Genomic DNA, 19,010 nt, shown 5'->3' on the forward strand with positions numbered 1-19,010 from the left:
ACGCCGATGGGACGAGCGATCCGGTTCCTGCTGATCCTGGTGCTGCTCCTCGGCCTGGCCGGGGGCGGCGCCTTCCTCTACGGCCGGCATGTGTATGAGCAGCCCGGCCCGTTGGCCGAGCAGGCCCAGTTCGTCGTCCCGCGCGGCGGGATGGAGGCGATCGGGGCCGCGCTGGAGCAGCGGGGCATCGTGGCCGATGCGCGCGCCTTCATGGCGGCCGCCTGGGCCACCCGGATGCAGGGGCCCCTCCGCGCTGGTGAGTATAATTTCCCGGCCGGGGCCTCGCTGCGGGATGTGCTGGCCGTGCTGCGCACCGCGCGGCCCGTGCAGCGCCGGCTGACGATCCCCGAAGGGCTGATGGCCCGGCAGATCACCGCCCTGCTCGACCGCGCAGAGGGGCTGGTGGGCGATACCCCGCCGATCGATGAGGGCGACCTTCTGCCCGAGACCTACACCTACCAGTGGGGTGACACCCGCGCCGCCATCGTGCGCCGCGCAAGCGCCGCCATGGACGAGGCGCTGAAGGAGGCCTGGGCCAACCGGGCGCCGGACCTGCCCATTTCCTCCCCGCGCGAGGCGCTGGTGCTGGCGAGCATCGTGGAGCGGGAGACGGCGGTGGCGGCGGAGCGGCCGCGCGTGGCTTCCGTGTTCATCAACCGGCTGCGGCGGGGGATGCCGCTGCAATCGGACCCCACCGTGGCCTATGCCGCGGCGGATGGGGCGCCCCTGGACCGGCCGCTGAGCCGGGCCGATCTGGAGCGGGACCACCCGTTCAACACCTATCGCAACCGGGGTTTGACCCCGGGTCCCATCGCTTCCCCGGGCAAGGAGGCGCTGCGGGCCGTGACGCGCCCGGACACGACCGACCTGATCTATTTCGTGGCCGATGGCAGCGGCGGGCATGCCTTCGCCCGCACGCTGGATGAGCATAACCGCAACGTGGCGCGCTGGCGGGAGATCGAGCGCGGCCGGGCCGCGGCGCCGGCCGCCCCGGCACCGGCGCGGTGAGGGCCCTCGCGGGACAGGCGTGACCCCTGGCGGCCCGTTGCGGGGATGGCCGCTCTGGTGGCGGCTGGTGCTCATCTCGGCCATGTGGGCCACCTCCTTCCCGGTGGTGCGGCTGGCCGCGCGTTCCATGCCGCCTTTCGCCCTTTCGGCCGGGCGCGCCGCCGTCGCGGTGCTGCTGCTGGTGGTCTTCGGCCTGCTGACCGGCGCTTTGCGGATGGAGCGGTGGAACTGGCGGGCCGGCCTGGTGATCGGCACGACCAATGGCTGGCTGCCGAACTGCCTGACGGCCTTCGCGCTCCTGACCCTCGCCGCCGCGACGGTGGCGCTGATCCAGTCCGCGACGCCGCTTTTCGTGGCGCTGCTGGCCTTCCTGTTCCTGCCGGGCGAGCGGCCGGGGCCCCGGACCCTGGCCGGGATGGCGGTGGGCTTCGCCGGGATCGGCGTGATCCTGGGCCCGTCCGCGCTTCTGGGGGCAGGGGCAGGGCTGCTGGCCGGGGCGGTGATGCTGGTGGTCGCGCTCTCCTATGCCACGGGCACGGTCTATGTGCGGCGTACCCGGCCGGGCGGTGCCCTGGCCCTGGCCGCCGGGCAGCAGGGGGTCAGCGCCCTGGGCGCGCTGGCGCTGGCCCTGGCCTTCGAGCCGCTTTCCGGCTTCGACCAGCCCTGGGAGGTCTGGGCGGCGGTGGCCTGGGCCGGGGTCTTCGGCTCGGCGGTGCCGGTGACGCTCTTCCTCTCCCTGGCGCAACGGGCGCGGGCCACGGACGCGGCCATGACGGGTTACCTGCAGCCCGGCTTCGCGGCCCTGTTCGGGGCCATGCTGCTGGGGGAATGGCCGGAGCCGCGGGTGATGCTCGGAGGGTTGGTCGTGCTGCTCGGGGTCTGGCTGGCCACAGGCGGGCAGGGCCGGGGGCAGTAGTTCCCTTGGCGGCGTTCCCCCGTCGCCGTCCCTCGGCGGGCGGGGGAACGCTGTCATGCGCCGTGCGGGATGATCAGGCCGGCGCCAGGGCGCGGGCAGGGTCCCGCGAGCGCATCAGCGGCTGGATGTGCTGGCCGAAGGCCTCGATGCCATCGAGGAAGTCGTCGAAGGTGAGGAGCACGCCGGAGAGGCCGGGCACCTCCGACATCTCGTCCAGCATGCGGGCCACCGAGGCGTAGGAGCCGATGAGCGTGCCCATGTTCAGGTTGATGGCGCCTTCGGGCAGGGAATACTGGCGGACATTGGTGTCGCTGCCGGAGCGCGTGTCGGCGGCAGCCTGGCCGGCCATCCAGGCCAGGGCCTCGGTGTCGGCGCCGGCCCTGTAGTGTTCCCATTTCGCCATGGCCGCCTCGTCCGTCTCGGCGGCGATGATCATGATGAGGGCGAGGGAGCCGATCTTGCGCCCGGTTTTCGCCGCCGCGGCCTGCACGCGGGCGGTGACGGGGGCGAGGGCGCCGGGGGTGTTGATGCCCTGTCCCAGGCAGAAATTATAGTCGGCGTGCTCGGCCATGAATTCCAGCCCGGCACCGCTCTGCCCGGCGCAGACGATGGGGATGCGCTGTGAGGGCAGGGGGAGGAGCCGGCAGTCATCCATCCGGAAGTGGTCACCCTTGAAGTCCGACCGCCCGGTCGACCAGAGCTCCCGGATGATGGTGGCGTATTCGGAAAGATGGTCGTAGCGGCGGGCGAAATGCTCATCCCCGGGCCAGAGGCCCATCTGGGCGTATTCGGGGCGCTGCCAGCCGGTGATGAGGTTCACCCCGAAGCGGCCCGGGGCAATGGAATCGATGGTCACGGCCATGCGGGCCATGATGGCCGGCGGCAGGGTGGGGGAAGCGGCCGTGGCGAAAAGTTTGATCCGCTTCGTGACGGCTGCGAGCCCGGCCATGAGGGTGAAGGATTCCAGGTTGTAGTCCCAGAACTGCGTCGCGCCGCCGAAGCCCCGCAGCTTGATCATGGAGAGGAGGAAGTCGAGCCCGTATGCCTCGGCCTTCAGGGCGATCTGCCGGTTCAGATCGAAGCTCGGCTTGTACTGGGGAGCATGGGCGGAGATCAGCCACCCGTTGTTGCCGATCGGAATGAAGACGCCGATGTCCATGCGCGCATGGCTCCCTGGGTAAGGTGGAAACGGCTTTGCTCAGCAATTCCCGTTCCAGGCGGCGGCGGTGCCACTTTCCGCGATGTGATGGAGAGGCGCTGCGCGCGGCCTTCCAGAGCTGCTGCTGCCGCCCCATAGAAGCGGGATACATTACCGGAAGGACATGTTGCCGCCGTGGACGCCGAAGTTCTCATTGCGCTTGCCGCATTGATCGGGATGGAGGTGGTCCTCGGGATCGACAACCTCGTCTTCATCGCCATCCTCACCAACCGCCTGCCGGTGGAGCGGCGGCGGTCGGCACGGCTGATTGGGCTGGGCCTGGCCGTGGTGCTGCGCCTGGCCATGCTGGCGGGGGTGGGCTGGCTGATCTCTCTGACCCAGCCGCTTTTCAGCGTCTGGGAGATGGATTTCTCCGGCAAGGACCTGATCCTGATCGCGGGCGGGCTGTTCCTGATCGGCAAGGCAGTGATCGAGATCCATCACCGCGTGGATCCGGACTCCCAGGCCCATGCCAAGGAAGCCAACCAGGTCACGGCGAATTACGGCGCGACGATCTTCCAGATCATCCTGATCGACATGGTCTTCAGCGTGGACAGCATCCTGGCCGCGGTGGGGCTGACGCAGGTGATGTGGGTGATCGTGGTGGCGATCCTGGTCTCCGTTGCCGTGATGCTGCTTTCGATGGATGCGCTTTCCAACTTCATGGAGAAGAACCCGACCGTGGTGATGCTGGCCCTGGCCTTCCTGGTGATGATCGGGATGGTGCTGCTGGGCGAGGGCTTCCATTTCCATGTGCCCAAGGGCTTCGTCTACACGGCCATGGCCTTCGCGGCGGGGGTCGAGGCGCTGAATGTCTGGGCCAGGCGGTCGCAATCGCGGCGGACGGTGAGCCCGGGCAGTTCCACCCTGGCTGCGCCGGGGGAGGCCTCGCTCACCCAGGCGGCGGTGGCGGAGGCGGCTCGGGCGGAGCGGCCTTCGCCGGGAGCCGGCTGAGCCAGGCGGCGGGCAGCGCGCCGCCGAGGCGGGCTGCCGCATAGAGGCTGCGGGGGAAGACCACCCGCGCCTTGCCGCGCGCGATGCCGGAGAGGGTGCGGCGTGCGGCGTCCCCCGGCTCCATCAGGAAGGGCATGGGAAAGGTGTTCGGCGCCGTCATCGGCGTGCGGATGAAGCCGGGGCAGATGGCGTGGAGGCGGATGCCGTCATGCCGGGCTGTTGCGTCGGTCGCTTCCGTCCAGCGCTGGAGGGCGGCCTTGGAGGCGCAATAGGCCGGGGCGCCGGGCGAGGCCATGAAGGCCGCGATGGACGAGATGGCGGCCACGCGGCCGCGGATGCCGTCCGGGCCCGGGGCTTGGGCGCGCATCATCTCCAGCGCGGGCAGGATGGTGTTGAGGGCGCCGGTGAGGTTCACGGCGAAGATGCGGGCCACCTGGTCCGGCGCCTCCCGCGTGCCGCCCGTTCCGGCGGAGGTGCCGGCATTGGCGATGAGGAGGTCCAGGCCTTCCATGCCGGCGATCCAGGCTTCGGCGGATTTGGCGTCTGTCACGTCGAAGACGGTTTCCCGCACCTCGGCGCCCGCAGCGCGGCAGGCACGGGCGGTGGCGGAGAGGCGGGCCGCGTCGCGGCCGGAAAGGTGGAGGTGGCGGCCGGGGGCCGCGACTTCCTGGGCCAGGGCGGCGCCAAGCCCCGAGGAGGCGCCCGTGATGGCCACGCGGCGCCAGGGCCAAGGATCACGTTCGGTTGCGCTGGTGCCTTGCATCACGCCTTCTCCCGCCCCAGAAGGCCGCGCATGGCCATCCGATCCATGACCGGTTTCGCGCGCACCACCGGCACCCTGCCGGATGGCAATCCCTTCACCTGGGAACTCCGAAGCGTCAACGGGCGCGGGCTGGATGTGCGGCTGAGGCTGCCGCCCGGGTTGGATGCGCTGGAAGCGCCGTTGCGGGAGGCGGCCTCGGCGCGCTTCGCCCGGGGCAACGTGACCGCGAACCTGACCGTGAAGCGGGAGGACCGGGCGCCGCGGCTGGTGGTGGATCCGGTGGCGCTGGAGCGGGCCATGTCCCTGGTGGCCGACCTGTCCGCCCGGATGCCGGGCTCGGCAGCGCCGCGGCCGGAGGCGGTCCTGGCCCTGCCTGGCGTGTTGCGGACCGAGGTGGAGGTGCCGGACGAGGCGGCCGAGGTGGCGCGCCGGGCGGCGGTGATGGAGGGGTTCGGGCAGGCGCTGGCGGATCTTTTCGCCTCCCGCGCAGGGGAGGGGGCGCGGCTGCATGCCATCCTCGCCACGCTGCTGGACGAGATCGAGGCATTGCGGACCCAGGCCGTGGCCGAGGCGGCGCGGCAGCCGCAGGCGCATCGCAACCGGCTTGCCGGCGTGCTGGCGGAGCTGCTGGAGGGCGAGCGGCGCGTGCCGGAGGACCGTCTGGCGGCCGAGGTGGCGCTGCTGGCCGCGCGTTCCGATGTGCGCGAGGAACTGGACCGGCTGGGGGCGCATGTGGAGGCGGCCCGGGGCTTGCTGGGCGAAGCCGCGCCGATCGGGCGGAAGCTGGAGTTCCTGACCCAGGAATTCGGGCGGGAGGCCAACACGCTCGGCGCGAAATCCGGCAGCCTGGCGCTGACGCGGATTTCCCTGGAAGTGAAGGCCGCCATCGAGCGGCTGCGCGAGCAGGCGGCGAATGTGGAATGACTGAGATGAAGCGGCGTGGACTGTGCCTGGTGCTGGTGGCGCCTTCCGGCGCGGGCAAGACCAGCGTTTCCCGTGCCCTGCTAGCGGGGCAGAAGGAGCTTTCCCTGTCCATCTCCGCCACGACCCGCGCCGCGCGGCCGGGCGAGGTGCATGGCGTGCACTACTTCTTCCACAGCCCCGAGGAGTTCGAGGCGATGGAGGCCAGGGGGCATTTCCTGGAAAGCGCCCATGTCTATGGCAGGCGCTACGGCACGCCGCGCGCACCCGTGGAGGCGGCGCTGGCCGAGGGGCGGGACGTGCTATTCGACGTGGACTGGCAGGGACACCGGCTGCTGCAGGAATCCATGCCGGGGGACGTGGTGGGCGTGTTCCTGATGCCGCCTTCCATCGCGGAGCTGGAGCGGCGGCTGCGCGCGCGCGGCCAGGACAGCGAGGAGGAGATCGTCCGCCGCATGGGCAAGGCGCGGGAGGATGCCTCCCACTGGCGGGACTTCGACCATGTGCTGATCAACGCCGATTTCCCGGAGACGGTGGAGACGGTGGCCGCCATCCTGCGGGCGGCGCGCACGGCGCGTTCCCGCAATCTTTGGCTCGGCGATTTCGTGGCGGGGCTGGGCTAGGGGCGTGCTGGGGGTCCTCGGCCTTGTCGCGCCGGTCTTCCTGCTGATCGGCCTCGGCTATGTCGCCGGGGTCCGGCGGATGCTGTCGGACGAGGCGCTGCGGGGGATCAACGACTTCGCGTTCTGGCTCTGCGCCCCGGCGCTGCTCTTTGTTTCCGCGGCCTCGGGCGGGGGCGTGGTGGGGCATGGGGGGCGCCTGGAAATCGCCTTCTTTTCCGGCGTGCTGCTGGTCTATGCGCTGGCGCTGCTGCTGTACCGCTTCGTCGCGCGGCGGGGCCTGACAGAATCGGGGCTCTTCGCCGTGAACTGCGCCTTCGGGAACACGCTGATGATGGGCGTGCCCGTGACGCTGGCGACTTTCGGCCCGGAGGGGATCGCGCCCGCCACCGCCATCGTCGGCCTCTATTCCCTGCTGATGCTGCCGCTGACGACCATCGTGGCGGAGATGGGGATGAGCGCGGGCGCTTCGCCGCTGCGGGTGCTGGCCACCACGCTGCGCTCGGTGGTGCGGAACCCCATCGTGATGGCGGTGCTGCTGGGCAATGTCTGGGCGGCCTTCCTGCCCGTGCCGCCGCCCTTCCTGCGGCGCTTCCTGGAGATCCTGGGCGGGGGGACGAGCCCGATGCTGCTCTTCTGCCTCGGTGCCTCGTTGCGGGACTTCCAGATCCGGCGGGACTGGCCGGATGCGATGGCGATCAACCTGCTGAAGCTGGTGGTGCTGCCCGCGGTGGTCTGGGTGATCGGGCGCTTCGCCGGGCTGGCGCCGCTGGAGCTGGCGGTGGCCGTGATCATGGCGGCCATGCCGACCGGGGCAAATGCCTTCCTGATGTCCCGCCGATACGCCACGGGAATGGAGCGGGCGGGGGCGGCGGTGCTGCTGGGCACGATGCTGTCGGTGGTGACGCTGACCCTGGTGCTGGGGATCCTCGCGCGCTGAGGGACCGGCAACCGCGCTGCCCCGTGGCTTTGGCGGGCCGGCCCTGGAGTGGCGGGGCGGCAATGCGGCCGCCCGCGAATCAGTGCAGGTTGAGCATGCCCTCGGCGAAGGTGAACTCCGCCGGGCGCCAGAGGGCGGCGGAGGCGACGCGAACGGAATGGAGCTGGCCTTCGATGTCCTTGCGCCAGAATTCAAGGAATCCGTGCAGCTCGGGGAAGGTCGGGGCGCGATCGACCTTCTGCCAGATAAAGGACTGGAGCACGGCGGGATGGTCGGGCAGCCGGTAGAGAATCTCGGCCGTGGTGAGGTGCCAGTCGGGGATGCGGACGACGTGCTCGATACCCCGGAGATGCATGTCCTTTGCTCCTCAACACGGGCGGCCCGATGCCGCCCGGGGCAGATGGTGCCACGAGGTATGAAGCTCTGGCGACAATAAATGTTTCATATCAATGATTTGGCACTCTCCGTCTCCGAGTGCTGCCGGGCTTGACGCGTTGGGGGGCGATGCCCTAGATCGTTGGCACTCACCGGGGGCAAGTGCTAACGACGGCCCATCAGGGCGTTGCAGGGCATCGGGTCACCGGCCGGGTTCATCCCAAGACAAAGGCTCAGGAGAGGACCGCATGACGAAGTTCCGTCCCCTGCACGACCGCGTTCTCGTCCGTCGCGTGACGGCCGAGGAGAAGAGCGCTGGCGGCATCATCATTCCGGACACCGCCAAGGAGAAGCCCCAGGAGGGTGAGGTCGTGTCCGTCGGCGCCGGCGCGCGCAACGAGCAGGGCCAGATCGTGGCGCTGGACGTGAAGGCCGGCGACCGCATCCTGTTCGGCAAGTGGTCGGGCACCGAGGTCAAGCTCGATGGTGAGGAGCTCCTGATCATGAAGGAGTCCGACATCATGGGCATCGTGGAGAAGGCCGCCTGATCTCCCGCTAGGGACTGATCGGCGCTTTCCAACACAAGAAAGGACATTCAGATGGCTGCGAAGGACGTCAAGTTCGGCGCCAATGCCCGCGAGCGCATGCTGCGCGGCGTGGACATCCTGGCCGATGCCGTGAAGGTGACGCTGGGCCCGAAGGGCCGCAACGTCGTGCTCGACAAGAGCTTCGGCGCGCCGCGGATCACCAAGGACGGCGTGACCGTCGCCAAGGAGATCGAGCTGGCCGACAAGTTCGAGAACATGGGCGCGCAGATGGTGCGCGAAGTGGCCTCGAAGCAGAACGACCTGGCCGGTGACGGCACCACCACCGCGACCGTGCTGGCCCAGGCCATCATCCGCGAGGGTGCGAAGGCGGTTGCCGCCGGCCTGAACCCGATGGATCTGAAGCGCGGCGTCGACAAGGCCGTGACCGTGATCGTCTCCGACCTGCAGGCGAAGACGAAGAAGATCACGACCTCCGCCGAGGTTGCCCAGGTCGGTTCTCTGTCCGCCAACGGCGAGACCGAGATCGGCGAGATGATCGCGCAGGCGATGGAGAAGGTCGGCAACGAGGGTGTCATCACCGTCGAGGAAGCCAAGTCCATCCAGACCGAGCTCGACGTCGTCGAGGGCATGCAGTTCGACCGCGGCTATGTCTCCCCGTATTTCATCACGAATGCGGAGAAGATGATCGCCGAGCTCGAGAACCCGTACATCCTGATCCACGAGAAGAAGCTCTCCCAGCTGCAGCCGATGCTGCCGCTGCTGGAAGCCGTCGTGCAGTCCGGGCGTCCGCTGGTGATCGTGGCCGAGGACATCGAGGGCGAGGCGCTGGCCACGCTCGTGGTGAACAAGCTGCGTGGCGGCCTGAAGATCGCCGCCGTGAAGGCCCCGGGCTTCGGTGACCGCCGCAAGGCGATGCTCGAGGACATCGCCATCCTGACCGGCGGTGAGGTGATCTCCGAGGATCTCGGCATCAAGCTCGAGAGCGTGACGCTGAACCAGCTCGGCCGCGCCAAGAGCGTGCGGATCGAGAAGGAGAACACCACGATCGTCGACGGTGCCGGCGAGAAGGAGGCCATCCAGGGCCGCGTGGAGCAGATCAAGGCGCAGATCGAGGAGACCACCTCGGACTACGACCGCGAGAAGCTGCAGGAGCGCCTGGCCAAGCTCGCGGGCGGCGTTGCCGTGATCCGCGTGGGCGGCTCCACCGAGGTGGAGGTGAAGGAGCGCAAGGACCGCGTCGACGACGCGCTGCATGCGACCCGCGCCGCCGTCGAGGAGGGCATCGTTCCGGGTGGTGGCGTGGCCCTGCTGCGCGCCTCTCTGAAGCTGGCCGACCTCAAGGGCCTGAACAACGACGAGCAGGTCGGGATCGAGATCGTTCGCCGCGCCATCCAGGTGCCGCTGAAGCAGATCGCCGAGAACGCCGGCAAGGACGGCGCCGTGATCGCCGGTGAGGTCCTCCGCGACAGCACCTACGAGTACGGCTATGACGCCCAGGCCGACCAGTACAAGAACCTGGTCGAGGCCGGCATCATCGACCCGACCAAGGTCGTGCGCACCGCCCTGCAGGACGCCGCTTCCGTGGCCTCCCTGCTGATCACCACCGAGGCGATGGTCGCCGAGCGTCCGGCGAAGCCGGCTGCTCCGGCCGGTGGCCCCGGCGGCGGCATGGGCGGCATGGGCGACATGGACTTCTGATTTCAGAAGACCAGTCTTCGTGACGAAGAGGGGCGGTCCGGCAACGGGCCGCCCTTTTTCGTTGTAGGATGCAGGTATTTCGGCAGGAGGGAGCGCGATGCCGACGGGAGTGGTGGTCTGGTACCAGGCGCATAAGGGCTACGGCTTCATCCGGCCCGATGATGGGGGGCCAGACGTGATGGTTCACTCCAGCGTGGTGGAGGAAGCCGGGCGGCGCGACCTGAAGAAGGGTGAGGAGATTACCTATGAGGCGACGCAGCTTCCGAAGAAGCCGGCGCCGATCGTGACCTGGATCAAGCGCGGGTAAGGCATGCGCCGGCCCGGATGCGCCGGCAGGCGCATCCGGACGGTCTGGTTACTCCTGCCAGACGCGCAGGGCGGAACTCTTGTTGAAGACGCCCTTGGCGCGTTCCGCCTGGTTCGTATCCGCGGCGGCCACCACCACGGCGGCGGCGGCCTTTTCGGATTCAGGCTTCACGTCGGGGCTGGCGGCTGAGGCCACGCCCTCGGTCGCGGCGGCCGCGCCGATTCCGGCGATCGCGGCTGCGGCGATAGCGACCAGGGCGGCGCCGCCGGTCGCCACCACGGCCCCCGCGGCAGCCATTCCGGCACCCGACCCGGCGAGCTGCGCGCTCATGCTGCGCAGGTTGCGCTGCTCATCCTCTTGGACCCGGCCCTCCATCTCGTTCGGCGGGCGGGGCGGCTCCTGCGTCACCTCGGCGGTGCGGACGGCGATCCGGTCGCGCGGGATCGCATCAGCATCCAGGTACTGGATGGCCGCTTCTGCGGCTTCGCGCGTGGCGAAGGTCGCCACGACATGCGAGTGGACTTGCGGGTTCTGTGTTTCGGACATGCCAAACTCCCTGCGGGACGTCTTGGCTGCAACGCGGTTGTGCGGGGGTTGTTGCCGTGACCTCCGGTTCAGGATCGCGCCGGGGCAGGGCCCGCGGAACACGTTGTGACGATCCCGGGCAGACGGCAGGTGGGCGTTGCAGCCACCCGGCCGGAGCGGGGTTTAGGCTGCTGACGGGGCGGCCAGCCAAGGTGGCGGAGGCGAATCCGTCATGACCTGGATGGGATCCGGCACAATGCTTTCCACCCGCCTCAACCAACGCCTGCGCCTGCTCACCATTGCCGTGGCCCTGATGGGGCCGGTGCTTCTGGTGAGTGCCTGCTCCTCGGGCACGGCCCAGCCTGGTAGTGCTCCGACGGCGACCCGCACCGGCGCCACCGGGAATGCCGGGCAGCATAAGTAGTCTCGACTCCGCTTTGTTCTGTCCTGCTCTGGTGGTCTGTCCCGGGGAGAGGAAGAAGGAATTCTTCCTCTCCCCGGACCCCTCACCATCATCTTCTTTTGGAAGTTTGGAGCGGTTCCGCTGATGGTGCGCCTCCGGTCCATGACCGGAGGCGACTGCAAGTGCAGGATGAGACCTCAAAAACCCCGTGTTGCATCGTATCCGCGGCAGCCAGACGGGGTTCCAAGGGCCTCAGGCCCTTGGCGGGTGAGGTCCGGAGAGGGCAGAGCCCTCTCCGGGAACCGGCAGTTCAGGAATCCGGCCGCAATCCCGGCCAGAGCTTCAGATGACCTGGAAGCGTGCCTTGGCGGCGCGCTCGATGGCGCCGGCGATGAGGCGGTCGATGTCGAGGGCGATGCGGAAGTCCTGGAGGAAGCGCAGTTCCTCCTGGGTGGCGTCGCCGTCGGCGGCTGCGATTTCGCAGGCCAGGAGATAGGCGGTTTCGCGGAGGCGCGGGGGCAGGGCGTCCCGGATCATCTCCGAGGCGCGGTCCAGGCCGTCCGACTGGTCCAGCAGCGAGAGCACGACGTCGGTGACCGTGTCGATCTCGCTGGCGTGGAACTGGCTGAAGACGGGAAGTTCCCGCACCAGCCGCGACATGGCAGCCAGTTCGGCATCGGTCATGCCGCGGTCGCTCACCCCCATCAGCACCATCGCGCATATCAGGGCCTCCTGGGCCGAGAAGCGCGTGGGGATCGGGGCGGGGGTGGGAGCGGTGTCCATGATGTTCGTGTCCATCTTGGGCAGAGGGTTCGCCCGCCGGCCCCGGCGCGTCAATCGTTGGGCCGATCACCATTCAGGAAGTGGTGCGTGGCGCGAACCGCCTCGGCCAGGCCCATGCGCTGGGGAACCACCCCTTCCGGCAGGCCCAGGAGCAGGCGGCTGGGGGCGCGGGCATCCAGCAGCACGAAGACGCCGCGGTCATCGGCGCGGCGGATGAGGCGGCCGAAGGCCTGTCGCAGCCGGTGGCGGGCGATGGCGTCGTCATAGGCCTTGGGCCGGGCGCCGGAGAGATGGGTGCGGCGTTCCCGGTGCAGGATGGTGGGGCGGGGCCAAGGGATGCGGTCGAAGACCAGGAGGCGGAGGGAGCGGCCGGGCACATCCACGCCGTCCCGCAGGGCATCCGTGCCGAGAAGGCAGGAATCCTCCTCGGCGCGGAAGACATCCACCAGGGTGGAGTTGTCCATCGCGTCCACATGCTGGGCGTAGAGGGGGAGGCCGGCGGCCTCCAGCCCCGGGGCCATGCGGGCATGGGCATCCCGCAGGCGGCGGATGGCCGTGAAGAGGCCGAGGGCGCCGCCGCCGGAGGCGCGGAAGAGCTGTTCCATGGCCATGGCGGCCTGGGGCCCCTCGCGGGCGATGTCGGTGACGACGATGGCGAGGGTCTGGTCGGGGTAGTTGAAGGGGGAGGGCAGCGCCGCCCGGATGGCCGGGGTCGGCAGGTGGATCGCGCCGGTCCGGGTCTCGGCTTCCTCCCAGGCATGCTCCGGGTCGCCCTCGCCGCTGTCGCGCAGCGTGGCGGAGGTGATGAGCATGCCATGGGCAGGGGCAGCCACGGTGGCGGCGAAGGGCTGGGTGGGGTCCAGGAAGTGGCGGTGCAGGGCGGCGTCGATCACGCGGCCCTCGCGCCGGGTGATGGCGAGCCAATCGACATGGACGGGGCGTGTGCCGGGTTCGGGCGGGCGCTCGGCCAGCGTCTTGAGCATGGCGCGCCAGGCGGAAAGGGGGCGGAGACCGCGCCGGTCCACGGTGCGCCGGGCGGTGTCCAGGCGGATGCGATCGCCCGTCTCCAACTCGGCATCCGGGTCCTCCAGCAGGCCGGTCAGGCGCGCGTGCAGGGCGCGGAGCGGGGTTTCGATCAACTCCAGGGCCTTCTCCAGCGCTGCCCCGGCCCCGGCGACGCCGGGGTTGAGGGGGTGAAGGTCGCATTCGGCATCGTAGCCGGCATCGGCCTCGGGCGAGCGGGCGAAGACCTGGAGGATGATGGTGCGGAGGAAGGCCTCGCCCGGATTGGTTTCGGCGGGATGGCCGGGAAGGCCGTCCTCGCCCTCGTAGCTCTCGCGATTGTCGCCTTCGCCAAGGCGGGAGGACCAGCCGGGGCCGGGGAGGCTGCCGGCATGGCGCAGGGCCTCGTCCACCAGTGGCAGGAGGGCGGGGTGGTCGCTGGTAACCTCTTCCAGCCGGCGGCGCAGGCCGCGGGCGCGGCCGCGCGCGCCTTCGGCACCCAGAAGCCAGCGGCGCAGCTCGGCCATCTCGCCGCCGCTGACCTCGGCGGAGAAGGCGCTGTCGGCGGCATCGAAGAGGTGATGGCCCTCGTCGAAGACGTAGCGAAGGGGAGGGCGGTCCTCGCCGCCGCCAAGGGCTGCCTGGATCATGACCAGGGCGTGGTTGGCGATGACAAGCCGGGCCGTGCGGGCGCGGCGGATGGAGTGCTCCACGAAGCAGCGGCGCCAATGGGGGCAGGCGGAGTGGATGCATTCGCCACGGCGGTCTGTCAGGCCGGCGACATGGCCCCAGGGGAAGAGTTCCGCGATCCAGCCGGGAAAGTCGCCGCCCTGCATGTCCCCGTCCCGCGTGGCGGCGGCCCAGCGGGAGACGAGGGAGAGGGCCAGCAGGCGGGAAGGCATGGCGCCGCTGACCGCCTCATCATGGTTCAGCAGGCAGAGATAGTTTTCCCGCCCCTTGCGGATGACGACCTGCCGGCGGCGTTCCTCCGGATCGGGGTAGAGGCGGAAGAGTTCCTGGTCGATCTGGCGCTGGAGGTTGCGGGTATAGGTGCTGACCCAGACGGGGGCACCGTTGCGCTCGGCCCAGAGGGAGGCGGGGGCGATGTAGCCCAGGGTCTTGCCGGTGCCGGTCCCGGCTTCCGCCAGGACGAGCTGCGGCTGGCCCTCGGCCTCGCGCGGGGCGAAGGCAAGGGCGGCGGCGGAGGCGTAGTCGGCCTGGGCGGGGCGGGTCTCGGAATCCGCGCCGAGGATTTCGGCCAGGCGCTTGCGGGCTTCCAGCGGGGCGACGGGCAGGGAGGCGGGCGGGGTCGGAGGGGCGGTTTCCTCCCATTCCGGCAGGCGTCGCCACACCTTCAGCGCGTCAGTGGAGGCCTTGGCCTCGGGCTGGCCTGACGCCGCGAGGATGCTGGGCGCCCAGACCCAGTCGGACGCGTCGCGCAGGCGGGCGGCGAGCTGGGCGACGTCGCGGTTCAGGAGGTGGTGGCGGTTGGTGGCGAGGTGGCGAAGGAGGGTGGTCGCGATCTCCGGGAGGAGGATGGCGGCGGCCTCGTCGTCCCTGGGCGGCTCCATGTCCAGCGCCAGGGCCAGGCCGCGCGGGGTGGGGGCGGCGAGCTGGGCCGGGAGGACGAAGGCGAAGAGCTCCAGCAGATCGTAGGCGACCGGGAAGGGGGCGAGGTTCAGGCGCCTTGCGGTGGCGGGGGCATGGATGAGGAGCGGGGGCGGAAGATCCGTGAGGCGCCGGGCCAGCGCCTGGGTGGGGAGGGTTTCGATCTCGCCATCCGGGGTGAGGAGGGTAGCGCGGCCAATTCCGGCAACCAGGGCAGGCGCTTCGGGCAGCAAGAGGCGGGGAGTGGCCGAAGCAGGGGGCATCGGCGGCTCTATACCCGCTTTGTTCGCGGGGGGGAGTCCGCGCCCGCGCGCGAATGATATTTCAGTTGGGGACTTCGGGCGGCGGCGCGCTTCTTATATTAAGGGGCAGGTCCAGATCCCCGAACTTAACAAGGCAGGAATCGCAGAGTGAACCATATCTCGCCGGCGGGTGCCGCCACGAAGCTGAAGCCGGGCGTCGTCACCGGCGCCGATTACCAGACGCTGCTTCAGGCCTGCCGTGACGGCGGCTATGCGCTGCCGGCGGTGAACGTGGTGGGCACGAACAGCATCAATGCGGTGCTGGAGGCGGCGGCGAAGAACAAGGCCGACGTGATCATCCAGCTCTCCAACGGTGGTGCGCGCTTCTTCGGCGGCGAGGGCTGCCCGGACGCCGATGCGGCCCGCGTGCTGGGTGCGGTTTCGGCGGCGCAGCATGTGCATACCCTGGCCAAGGCCTATGGGATCTGCGTGGTGCTGCACACCGACCATGCCGACCGTTCGCTGCTGCCCTGGGTGAACGCGCTGATCGACCATGGCGAGGAGCACATGAAGCGGACGGGCCAGCCGCTTTTCTCATCCCACATGATCGATCTTTCGGCCGAGCCGCTGGACGTGAACATCGAGGAATGCGCCAAGGTCCTGAAGCGCATGGCCCCGCTGGGCATGAGCCTGGAGATCGAGCTGGGCGTGACGGGCGGCGAGGAGGACGGCATCGGGCATGACATCGAGGAGAGCGCCGACAATGCGCATCTCTACACCCAGCCCGAGGATGTGCTGAAGGCCTGGGAGATCCTCTCCCCGATCGGCCATGTCACCGTCGCGGCATCCTTCGGCAACGTTCACGGCGTCTATGCGCCTGGAAACGTGAAGCTGCGGCCGGAGATCCTGAAGGCTTCGCAGGAGGCGGTTTCCGCCAGGTTCGGCGGCGGCGAGAAGCCGATGAGCCTGGTGTTCCATGGCGGCTCGGGCTCGGAGAAGGACAAGATCACCGAGGCCGTGTCCTATGGCGTGTTCAAGATGAACATCGACACGGACACGCAGTTCGCCTTCTCGGCGCCGGTGGGCGCCTATGTCGAGGCCAATCCGGTGGCCTTCAAGCACCAGATCGACCCTGCCACGGGCAAGCCGCAGAAGAAGCTCTACGATCCCCGCAAGTGGCTCCGCGCCGGCGAGAAGGGCGTGGCGAAGCGGCTGGACGAGGCCTTCGCGGATCTGGGTTCGGCCGGGCGCAGCCTGGCAGGCTGACGCTGAAGGGGCGGGGGCTACGCTCCTGCCCTCTCGATAAGGTGAAAGTGCCTGTCGTTTATATGACGATAGGCCTTTCTTATGGGGCGCAGAGGCCCTTTGTATTTCACCCCCTCGGACTACCTCCCTAGCGTCGCGTTCTTAAAGCGACCTTGCAGGGAGAGAATCGAGATGTCGGACAAGCCGCGCGGCGTGGGGCTCACCACGCGCCAGGGCCACCCCGTCTTCGACAATCAGAACACGCGCAGCGTGGGTTCGCGCGGGCCGCTGGTTCTGGAGGACTACCAATTCCTCGAGAAGATGAGCCATTTCGACCGCGAGCGGATCCCCGAGCGGGTGGTGCATGCGCGCGGCGCGGCGGCGCACGGGATCTTCGTGCCCACCGGCAAGGCCGGCGACGATCCGATCTCGAAATACAGCCGGGCGAAGGTCTTCACTGCGGGGACCGAGACGCCGATCTTCCTGCGCTTCTCCACGGTGATCCATGGCGGGCACAGCCCGGAGACGCTGCGCGACCCGCGAGGCTTCGCCATCAAGTTCTATACGGAGACCGGCAACTGGGATCTGGTGGGGAACAACCTGAAGGTGTTCTTCATCCGTGACCCGATGAAGTTCCCGGACATGGTCCACGCCTTCAAGCCGGATCCGATCCACAACCGGCAGATGATGAACCGGTTCTTCGACTTCGTGAGCTGCACGCCCGAAGCGACGCACATGATCACCCACCTCTTCTCGCCCTGGGGCATTCCCGCGACCTACCGCGAGATGCAGGGCTCGGGGGTGAACACCTACAAGCTGGTGAATGCCGAGGGCGGGACGGTTCTCTGCAAGTTCCACTTCCAGCCGCGCATGGGCGTGCGCAACCTGACGCAGGAGCAGGCGGAGGCCATCCAGGCGAAGGATTTCAACCACGCCACCGGCGATCTCTACGACGCGATCGAGCGCGGCGAGTTCCCGGAATGGGACATGTTCATCCAGGTGATGAGCGACGACGAGCATCCGGAGCTGGACTGGGATCCGCTGGATGTCACGAAGCTCTGGCCCGAGGAGCAGTTTCCCTTCCTGCATGTCGGGCACATCCAGCTGAACCGGAACCCGGTGGACTACCACAACGAGGTCGAACAGGTGGCCTTCGGCACGGGCGTGCTGGTGGACGGGATCGACTTCTCGGATGACAAGATGCTGCAGGGGCGGACCTTCGCCTACTCGGACACGCAGCGCTACCGCGTGGGGCCGAACTACCTGCAGCTGCCGATCAACGCGCCGAAATGCCCCTTCGCGACCAACCAGCGCGGCGGGCAGATGAGCTACCACGTGGATGGCGCGGAGCAGGGCGCCAACAAGCACGTGAACTACGAGCCCTCGAACTTCAACGGGCTGGTGGAGCAGCCGCGGCTGGGACCGCCCCCGCGGATCCAGGTGAGCGGGGAGGTCGGGCGCCAGAAGATCGAGCGCACCAACGACTTCAAGCAGGCCGGGGAGCGCTGGCGCATCTTCTCCGACTTCGAGCGTGATGATCTGGTGAAGAATCTCGTGGGCGCGCTCTCGCAATGCGAGCGGGTGATCCAGGAGAAGATGGTCTGCTACTTCATGCAGGCGGATCGGGAGTATGGCAGCCGGGTGGCCCAGGGGCTGGGGATTTCCATGCCGTCCCGCCAGGCGGCGGAGTAACGCGGGCGGCCGCCCGGCACGCCGGGTGGTCCTGAAGCCCGGAAGGGAAAGGGGGCGGAGAGGTGATCCTCTCCGCCCCCTTCTGCGTGGATGCTCCTGCCAGGTCCCTGGAAAGGCGGATCAGGCGACAAGCTCGGCGGGCAAGGCCTCGGCGATCTGGACGGCGTTCAGGGCGGCGCCCTTCAGCAGCTGGTCGCCGCAGACGAAGAAGTCGAGGCCGTGATCCCCGAAGACGAGGCTCTGCCGGATGCGGCCGGCCTCGACATCGTAGCGGCCGCTGGCGGTCAGCGGCATGGGATAGACGGCGTTCTCGACGTCATCCGCCAGCTTCACGCCGGGGGCGGTGGCCAGCACGCGGCGGGCGGCTTCGGGCGTCACCGCGCGCTCGGTTTCGATCGTCACGGCCTCGGCATGGGCGCGGAGCGTCGGGACGCGGACCGCGGTGCAGGAGATGGGAAGATCGGGCAGGCCCATGATCTTCCGGGTTTCCCATGTCACCTTCATCTCCTCCCGCGTGTAGCCATTGGGCTGGAAGCTATCGATATGCGGGATGAGGTTCATCGGCAGCGGGTGGCGGAAGACGCTGTTCCTGGGCTGGGTGCCGTTGACCAGCAGCTCCTTCAGCCCCGCCTCCAGCTCCTCCATGCCCTCGGCGCCCGCGCCGGAGGAGGCCTGGTAGGTGGAGACGATGACGCGCTTCAGGCCGAACTCGGCGTGGAGCGGGGCCAGGGCCACGGCCAGGATGGCGGTGGTGCAGTTCGGGTTGGCAATGAGGCGCGCGCCCTGGGCGGCGGCGGCGTTCACCTCCGGCACCACCAGCGGAACATCATCCTCCAGGCGGAAGGCGGAGGAGTTGTCCACCACCACGGCGCCGGCCGCGACCAGCTGCCTGGCATGGGCCTTGGACCAGTCGCCGGAGACGGCGAGCAGGGCCAGGTCCAGCTTCGGCGGGCTGGCGGGGTCGTATACCTCGATGGTTTTCTCCCCGAAGGGGGTGGGAATTCGGGTGCCGGCGCTGCGGGTGGAAGCGAAAAGGCGCAGCTCGGCCACCGGGTAGCCGCGGTCCCCCAGGACCTGCACCAGTTCCTTGCCGACCGCGCCCGTCGCTCCGAAAACCCCAACGCGCATGACCATCCATCCTTCGAGGCGTTGTTGGGGGGCGGGGCGCCCGGAGAGGGGCGCAGGCCCACCCCTGCCAGTGTGGCATCGGGGTTTATACAGGCGGCGAGGGCGGATGCGAGGCGCGTGTTCCGGGGGTCAGG

The 19,010-nt window shown here is 69.3% G+C and carries 19 protein-coding genes; 12 read left to right on the plus strand and 7 right to left on the minus strand.

Going from position 1 to position 19,010, the window contains the following annotated elements; genetic code table 11:
- Positions 1–6: 6 nt before the first annotated feature.
- Together mltG and J8J14_RS17775 are read left to right on the plus strand one after the other, a co-directional pair.
- Positions 7–1,008: an endolytic transglycosylase MltG gene (mltG, locus tag J8J14_RS17770; protein WP_209380888.1), complete on the plus strand. Its 1,002-nt coding sequence runs from the start codon at positions 7–9 to the stop codon at positions 1,006–1,008.
- A gap of 19 nt (positions 1,009–1,027) precedes the next feature.
- On the plus strand, positions 1,028–1,924 hold the full coding sequence (locus tag J8J14_RS17775) for a DMT family transporter (protein ID WP_209380889.1): 897 nt from the start codon (positions 1,028–1,030) through the stop codon (positions 1,922–1,924).
- A gap of 73 nt (positions 1,925–1,997) precedes the next feature.
- Here J8J14_RS17775 and rutA read toward each other — a convergent pair whose 3' ends face one another.
- Positions 1,998–3,083, minus strand: coding sequence for a pyrimidine utilization protein A (gene rutA, locus J8J14_RS17780; RefSeq protein WP_209380890.1), 1,086 nt, complete (start codon positions 3,081–3,083; stop codon positions 1,998–2,000).
- A gap of 174 nt (positions 3,084–3,257) precedes the next feature.
- Between rutA and J8J14_RS17785 the strand changes: the two genes are divergently transcribed.
- Positions 3,258–4,076 (plus strand): TerC family protein, encoded by an 819-nt coding sequence (locus J8J14_RS17785; protein ID WP_209380891.1) that lies wholly within the window; start codon positions 3,258–3,260, stop codon positions 4,074–4,076.
- Here the strand turns inward: J8J14_RS17785 and J8J14_RS17790 are convergent.
- Positions 4,015–4,839, minus strand: coding sequence for an SDR family NAD(P)-dependent oxidoreductase (locus tag J8J14_RS17790; protein WP_209380892.1), 825 nt, complete (start codon positions 4,837–4,839; stop codon positions 4,015–4,017). The two genes, J8J14_RS17785 and J8J14_RS17790, sit on opposite strands and share 62 nt — an antisense overlap.
- Before the next feature lie 30 nt (positions 4,840–4,869).
- Here J8J14_RS17790 and J8J14_RS17795 point away from each other — a divergent pair, with 30 nt between their 5' ends.
- Genes J8J14_RS17795 through J8J14_RS17805 form a run of 3 tightly spaced genes read left to right on the plus strand, consistent with a single transcriptional unit; the run spans position 4,870 to position 7,320 of the window.
- Positions 4,870–5,763, plus strand: a complete 894-nt coding sequence (locus tag J8J14_RS17795; protein ID WP_209380893.1) for a YicC/YloC family endoribonuclease — start codon at positions 4,870–4,872, stop codon at positions 5,761–5,763.
- The gene (gene gmk / locus J8J14_RS17800; protein WP_209380894.1) at positions 5,760–6,383 is read left to right on the plus strand and encodes a guanylate kinase; all 624 of its coding nucleotides are present in this window, start codon (positions 5,760–5,762) and stop codon (positions 6,381–6,383) included. Before J8J14_RS17795 ends, gmk begins: the two co-directional genes overlap by 4 nt.
- A 4-nt stretch (positions 6,384–6,387) precedes the next feature.
- The gene (locus tag J8J14_RS17805) at positions 6,388–7,320 is read left to right on the plus strand and encodes an AEC family transporter (RefSeq protein ID WP_209380895.1); all 933 of its coding nucleotides are present in this window, start codon (positions 6,388–6,390) and stop codon (positions 7,318–7,320) included.
- Between the two features lie 79 nt (positions 7,321–7,399).
- Here the strand turns inward: J8J14_RS17805 and J8J14_RS17810 are convergent, their stop codons facing one another.
- Positions 7,400–7,675 carry a Usg-like family protein gene (locus J8J14_RS17810; RefSeq protein ID WP_209380896.1) on the minus strand — a complete coding sequence of 92 codons (276 nt, stop codon included), beginning with the start codon at positions 7,673–7,675 and terminating at the stop codon, positions 7,400–7,402.
- Positions 7,676–7,943: 268 nt separating this feature from the next.
- Between J8J14_RS17810 and groES the strand changes: the two genes are divergently transcribed.
- The 3 genes from groES (at position 7,944) to J8J14_RS17825 (ending at position 10,248) form a co-directional block, all read left to right on the plus strand.
- Positions 7,944–8,243 carry a co-chaperone GroES gene (gene groES / locus J8J14_RS17815; protein ID WP_073137048.1) on the plus strand — a complete coding sequence of 100 codons (300 nt, stop codon included), beginning with the start codon at positions 7,944–7,946 and terminating at the stop codon, positions 8,241–8,243.
- Positions 8,244–8,294: 51 nt separating this feature from the next.
- Positions 8,295–9,941: a chaperonin GroEL gene (groL, locus tag J8J14_RS17820; RefSeq protein ID WP_209380897.1), complete on the plus strand. Its 1,647-nt coding sequence runs from the start codon at positions 8,295–8,297 to the stop codon at positions 9,939–9,941.
- A 97-nt stretch (positions 9,942–10,038) separates the two neighbouring features.
- Positions 10,039–10,248, plus strand: a complete 210-nt coding sequence (locus J8J14_RS17825; protein ID WP_209380898.1) for a cold-shock protein — start codon at positions 10,039–10,041, stop codon at positions 10,246–10,248.
- A 48-nt stretch (positions 10,249–10,296) separates the two neighbouring features.
- On the opposite strand, the gene J8J14_RS17830 is transcribed toward J8J14_RS17825, so the two are convergent.
- Complete coding sequence (locus tag J8J14_RS17830) at positions 10,297–10,794, minus strand: hypothetical protein (protein WP_209380899.1); 498 nt, start codon at positions 10,792–10,794, stop codon at positions 10,297–10,299.
- A gap of 235 nt (positions 10,795–11,029) precedes the next feature.
- Between J8J14_RS17830 and J8J14_RS17835 the strand changes: the two genes are divergently transcribed.
- Positions 11,030–11,197, plus strand: a complete 168-nt coding sequence (locus J8J14_RS17835; RefSeq protein ID WP_209380900.1) for a hypothetical protein — start codon at positions 11,030–11,032, stop codon at positions 11,195–11,197.
- A 321-nt stretch (positions 11,198–11,518) separates the two neighbouring features.
- On the opposite strand, the gene J8J14_RS17840 is transcribed toward J8J14_RS17835, so the two are convergent.
- Together J8J14_RS17840 and J8J14_RS17845 are read right to left on the minus strand one after the other, a co-directional pair.
- Positions 11,519–11,959: a tellurite resistance TerB family protein gene (locus tag J8J14_RS17840; RefSeq protein WP_209380901.1), complete on the minus strand. Its 441-nt coding sequence runs from the start codon at positions 11,957–11,959 to the stop codon at positions 11,519–11,521.
- 50 nt (positions 11,960–12,009) lie between these two features.
- On the minus strand, positions 12,010–14,832 hold the full coding sequence (locus tag J8J14_RS17845) for an ATP-dependent DNA helicase (protein ID WP_209380902.1): 2,823 nt from the start codon (positions 14,830–14,832) through the stop codon (positions 12,010–12,012).
- Between the two features lie 147 nt (positions 14,833–14,979).
- On the opposite strand from J8J14_RS17845, the gene fbaA reads away from it, so the two are divergent.
- Together fbaA and J8J14_RS17855 are read left to right on the plus strand one after the other, a co-directional pair.
- Positions 14,980–16,077 (plus strand): class II fructose-bisphosphate aldolase, encoded by a 1,098-nt coding sequence (fbaA, locus tag J8J14_RS17850; RefSeq protein ID WP_209380903.1) that lies wholly within the window; start codon positions 14,980–14,982, stop codon positions 16,075–16,077.
- Positions 16,078–16,248: 171 nt separating this feature from the next.
- Entirely contained in the window at positions 16,249–17,748 is a 1,500-nt protein-coding gene (locus J8J14_RS17855) for a catalase (protein WP_209380904.1), read from the plus strand.
- Positions 17,749–17,868: 120 nt separating this feature from the next.
- Here J8J14_RS17855 and J8J14_RS17860 read toward each other — a convergent pair whose 3' ends face one another.
- Entirely contained in the window at positions 17,869–18,876 is a 1,008-nt protein-coding gene (locus tag J8J14_RS17860; protein WP_209380905.1) for an aspartate-semialdehyde dehydrogenase, read from the minus strand.
- Between the last annotated feature and the right edge of the window lie 134 nt (positions 18,877–19,010).

The sequence above is a fragment of the Pararoseomonas baculiformis genome, assembly GCF_017813395.1.
GTDB classification, from domain to species: domain Bacteria; phylum Pseudomonadota; class Alphaproteobacteria; order Acetobacterales; family Acetobacteraceae; genus Roseomonas; species Roseomonas baculiformis.

Coding starts and splice junctions, on each gene's coding strand:
- mltG (WP_209380888.1), top strand. CDS start 7: ATGGGACGAGCGATCCGGTTCCTGCTGATCCTGGTGCTGCTCCTCGGC.
- rutA (WP_209380890.1), bottom strand. CDS start 3,083: ATGGACATCGGCGTCTTCATTCCGATCGGCAACAACGGGTGGCTGATC.
- J8J14_RS17790 (WP_209380892.1), bottom strand. CDS start 4,839: ATGCAAGGCACCAGCGCAACCGAACGTGATCCTTGGCCCTGGCGCCGC.
- J8J14_RS17795 (WP_209380893.1), top strand. CDS start 4,870: ATGGCCATCCGATCCATGACCGGTTTCGCGCGCACCACCGGCACCCTG.
- gmk (WP_209380894.1), top strand. CDS start 5,760: ATGACTGAGATGAAGCGGCGTGGACTGTGCCTGGTGCTGGTGGCGCCT.
- J8J14_RS17810 (WP_209380896.1), bottom strand. CDS start 7,675: ATGCATCTCCGGGGTATCGAGCACGTCGTCCGCATCCCCGACTGGCAC.
- groES (WP_073137048.1), top strand. CDS start 7,944: ATGACGAAGTTCCGTCCCCTGCACGACCGCGTTCTCGTCCGTCGCGTG.
- groL (WP_209380897.1), top strand. CDS start 8,295: ATGGCTGCGAAGGACGTCAAGTTCGGCGCCAATGCCCGCGAGCGCATG.
- J8J14_RS17825 (WP_209380898.1), top strand. CDS start 10,039: ATGCCGACGGGAGTGGTGGTCTGGTACCAGGCGCATAAGGGCTACGGC.
- J8J14_RS17830 (WP_209380899.1), bottom strand. CDS start 10,794: ATGTCCGAAACACAGAACCCGCAAGTCCACTCGCATGTCGTGGCGACC.
- J8J14_RS17835 (WP_209380900.1), top strand. CDS start 11,030: ATGCTTTCCACCCGCCTCAACCAACGCCTGCGCCTGCTCACCATTGCC.
- J8J14_RS17840 (WP_209380901.1), bottom strand. CDS start 11,959: ATGGACACCGCTCCCACCCCCGCCCCGATCCCCACGCGCTTCTCGGCC.
- J8J14_RS17845 (WP_209380902.1), bottom strand. CDS start 14,832: ATGCCCCCTGCTTCGGCCACTCCCCGCCTCTTGCTGCCCGAAGCGCCT.
- J8J14_RS17855 (WP_209380904.1), top strand. CDS start 16,249: ATGTCGGACAAGCCGCGCGGCGTGGGGCTCACCACGCGCCAGGGCCAC.
- J8J14_RS17860 (WP_209380905.1), bottom strand. CDS start 18,876: ATGCGCGTTGGGGTTTTCGGAGCGACGGGCGCGGTCGGCAAGGAACTG.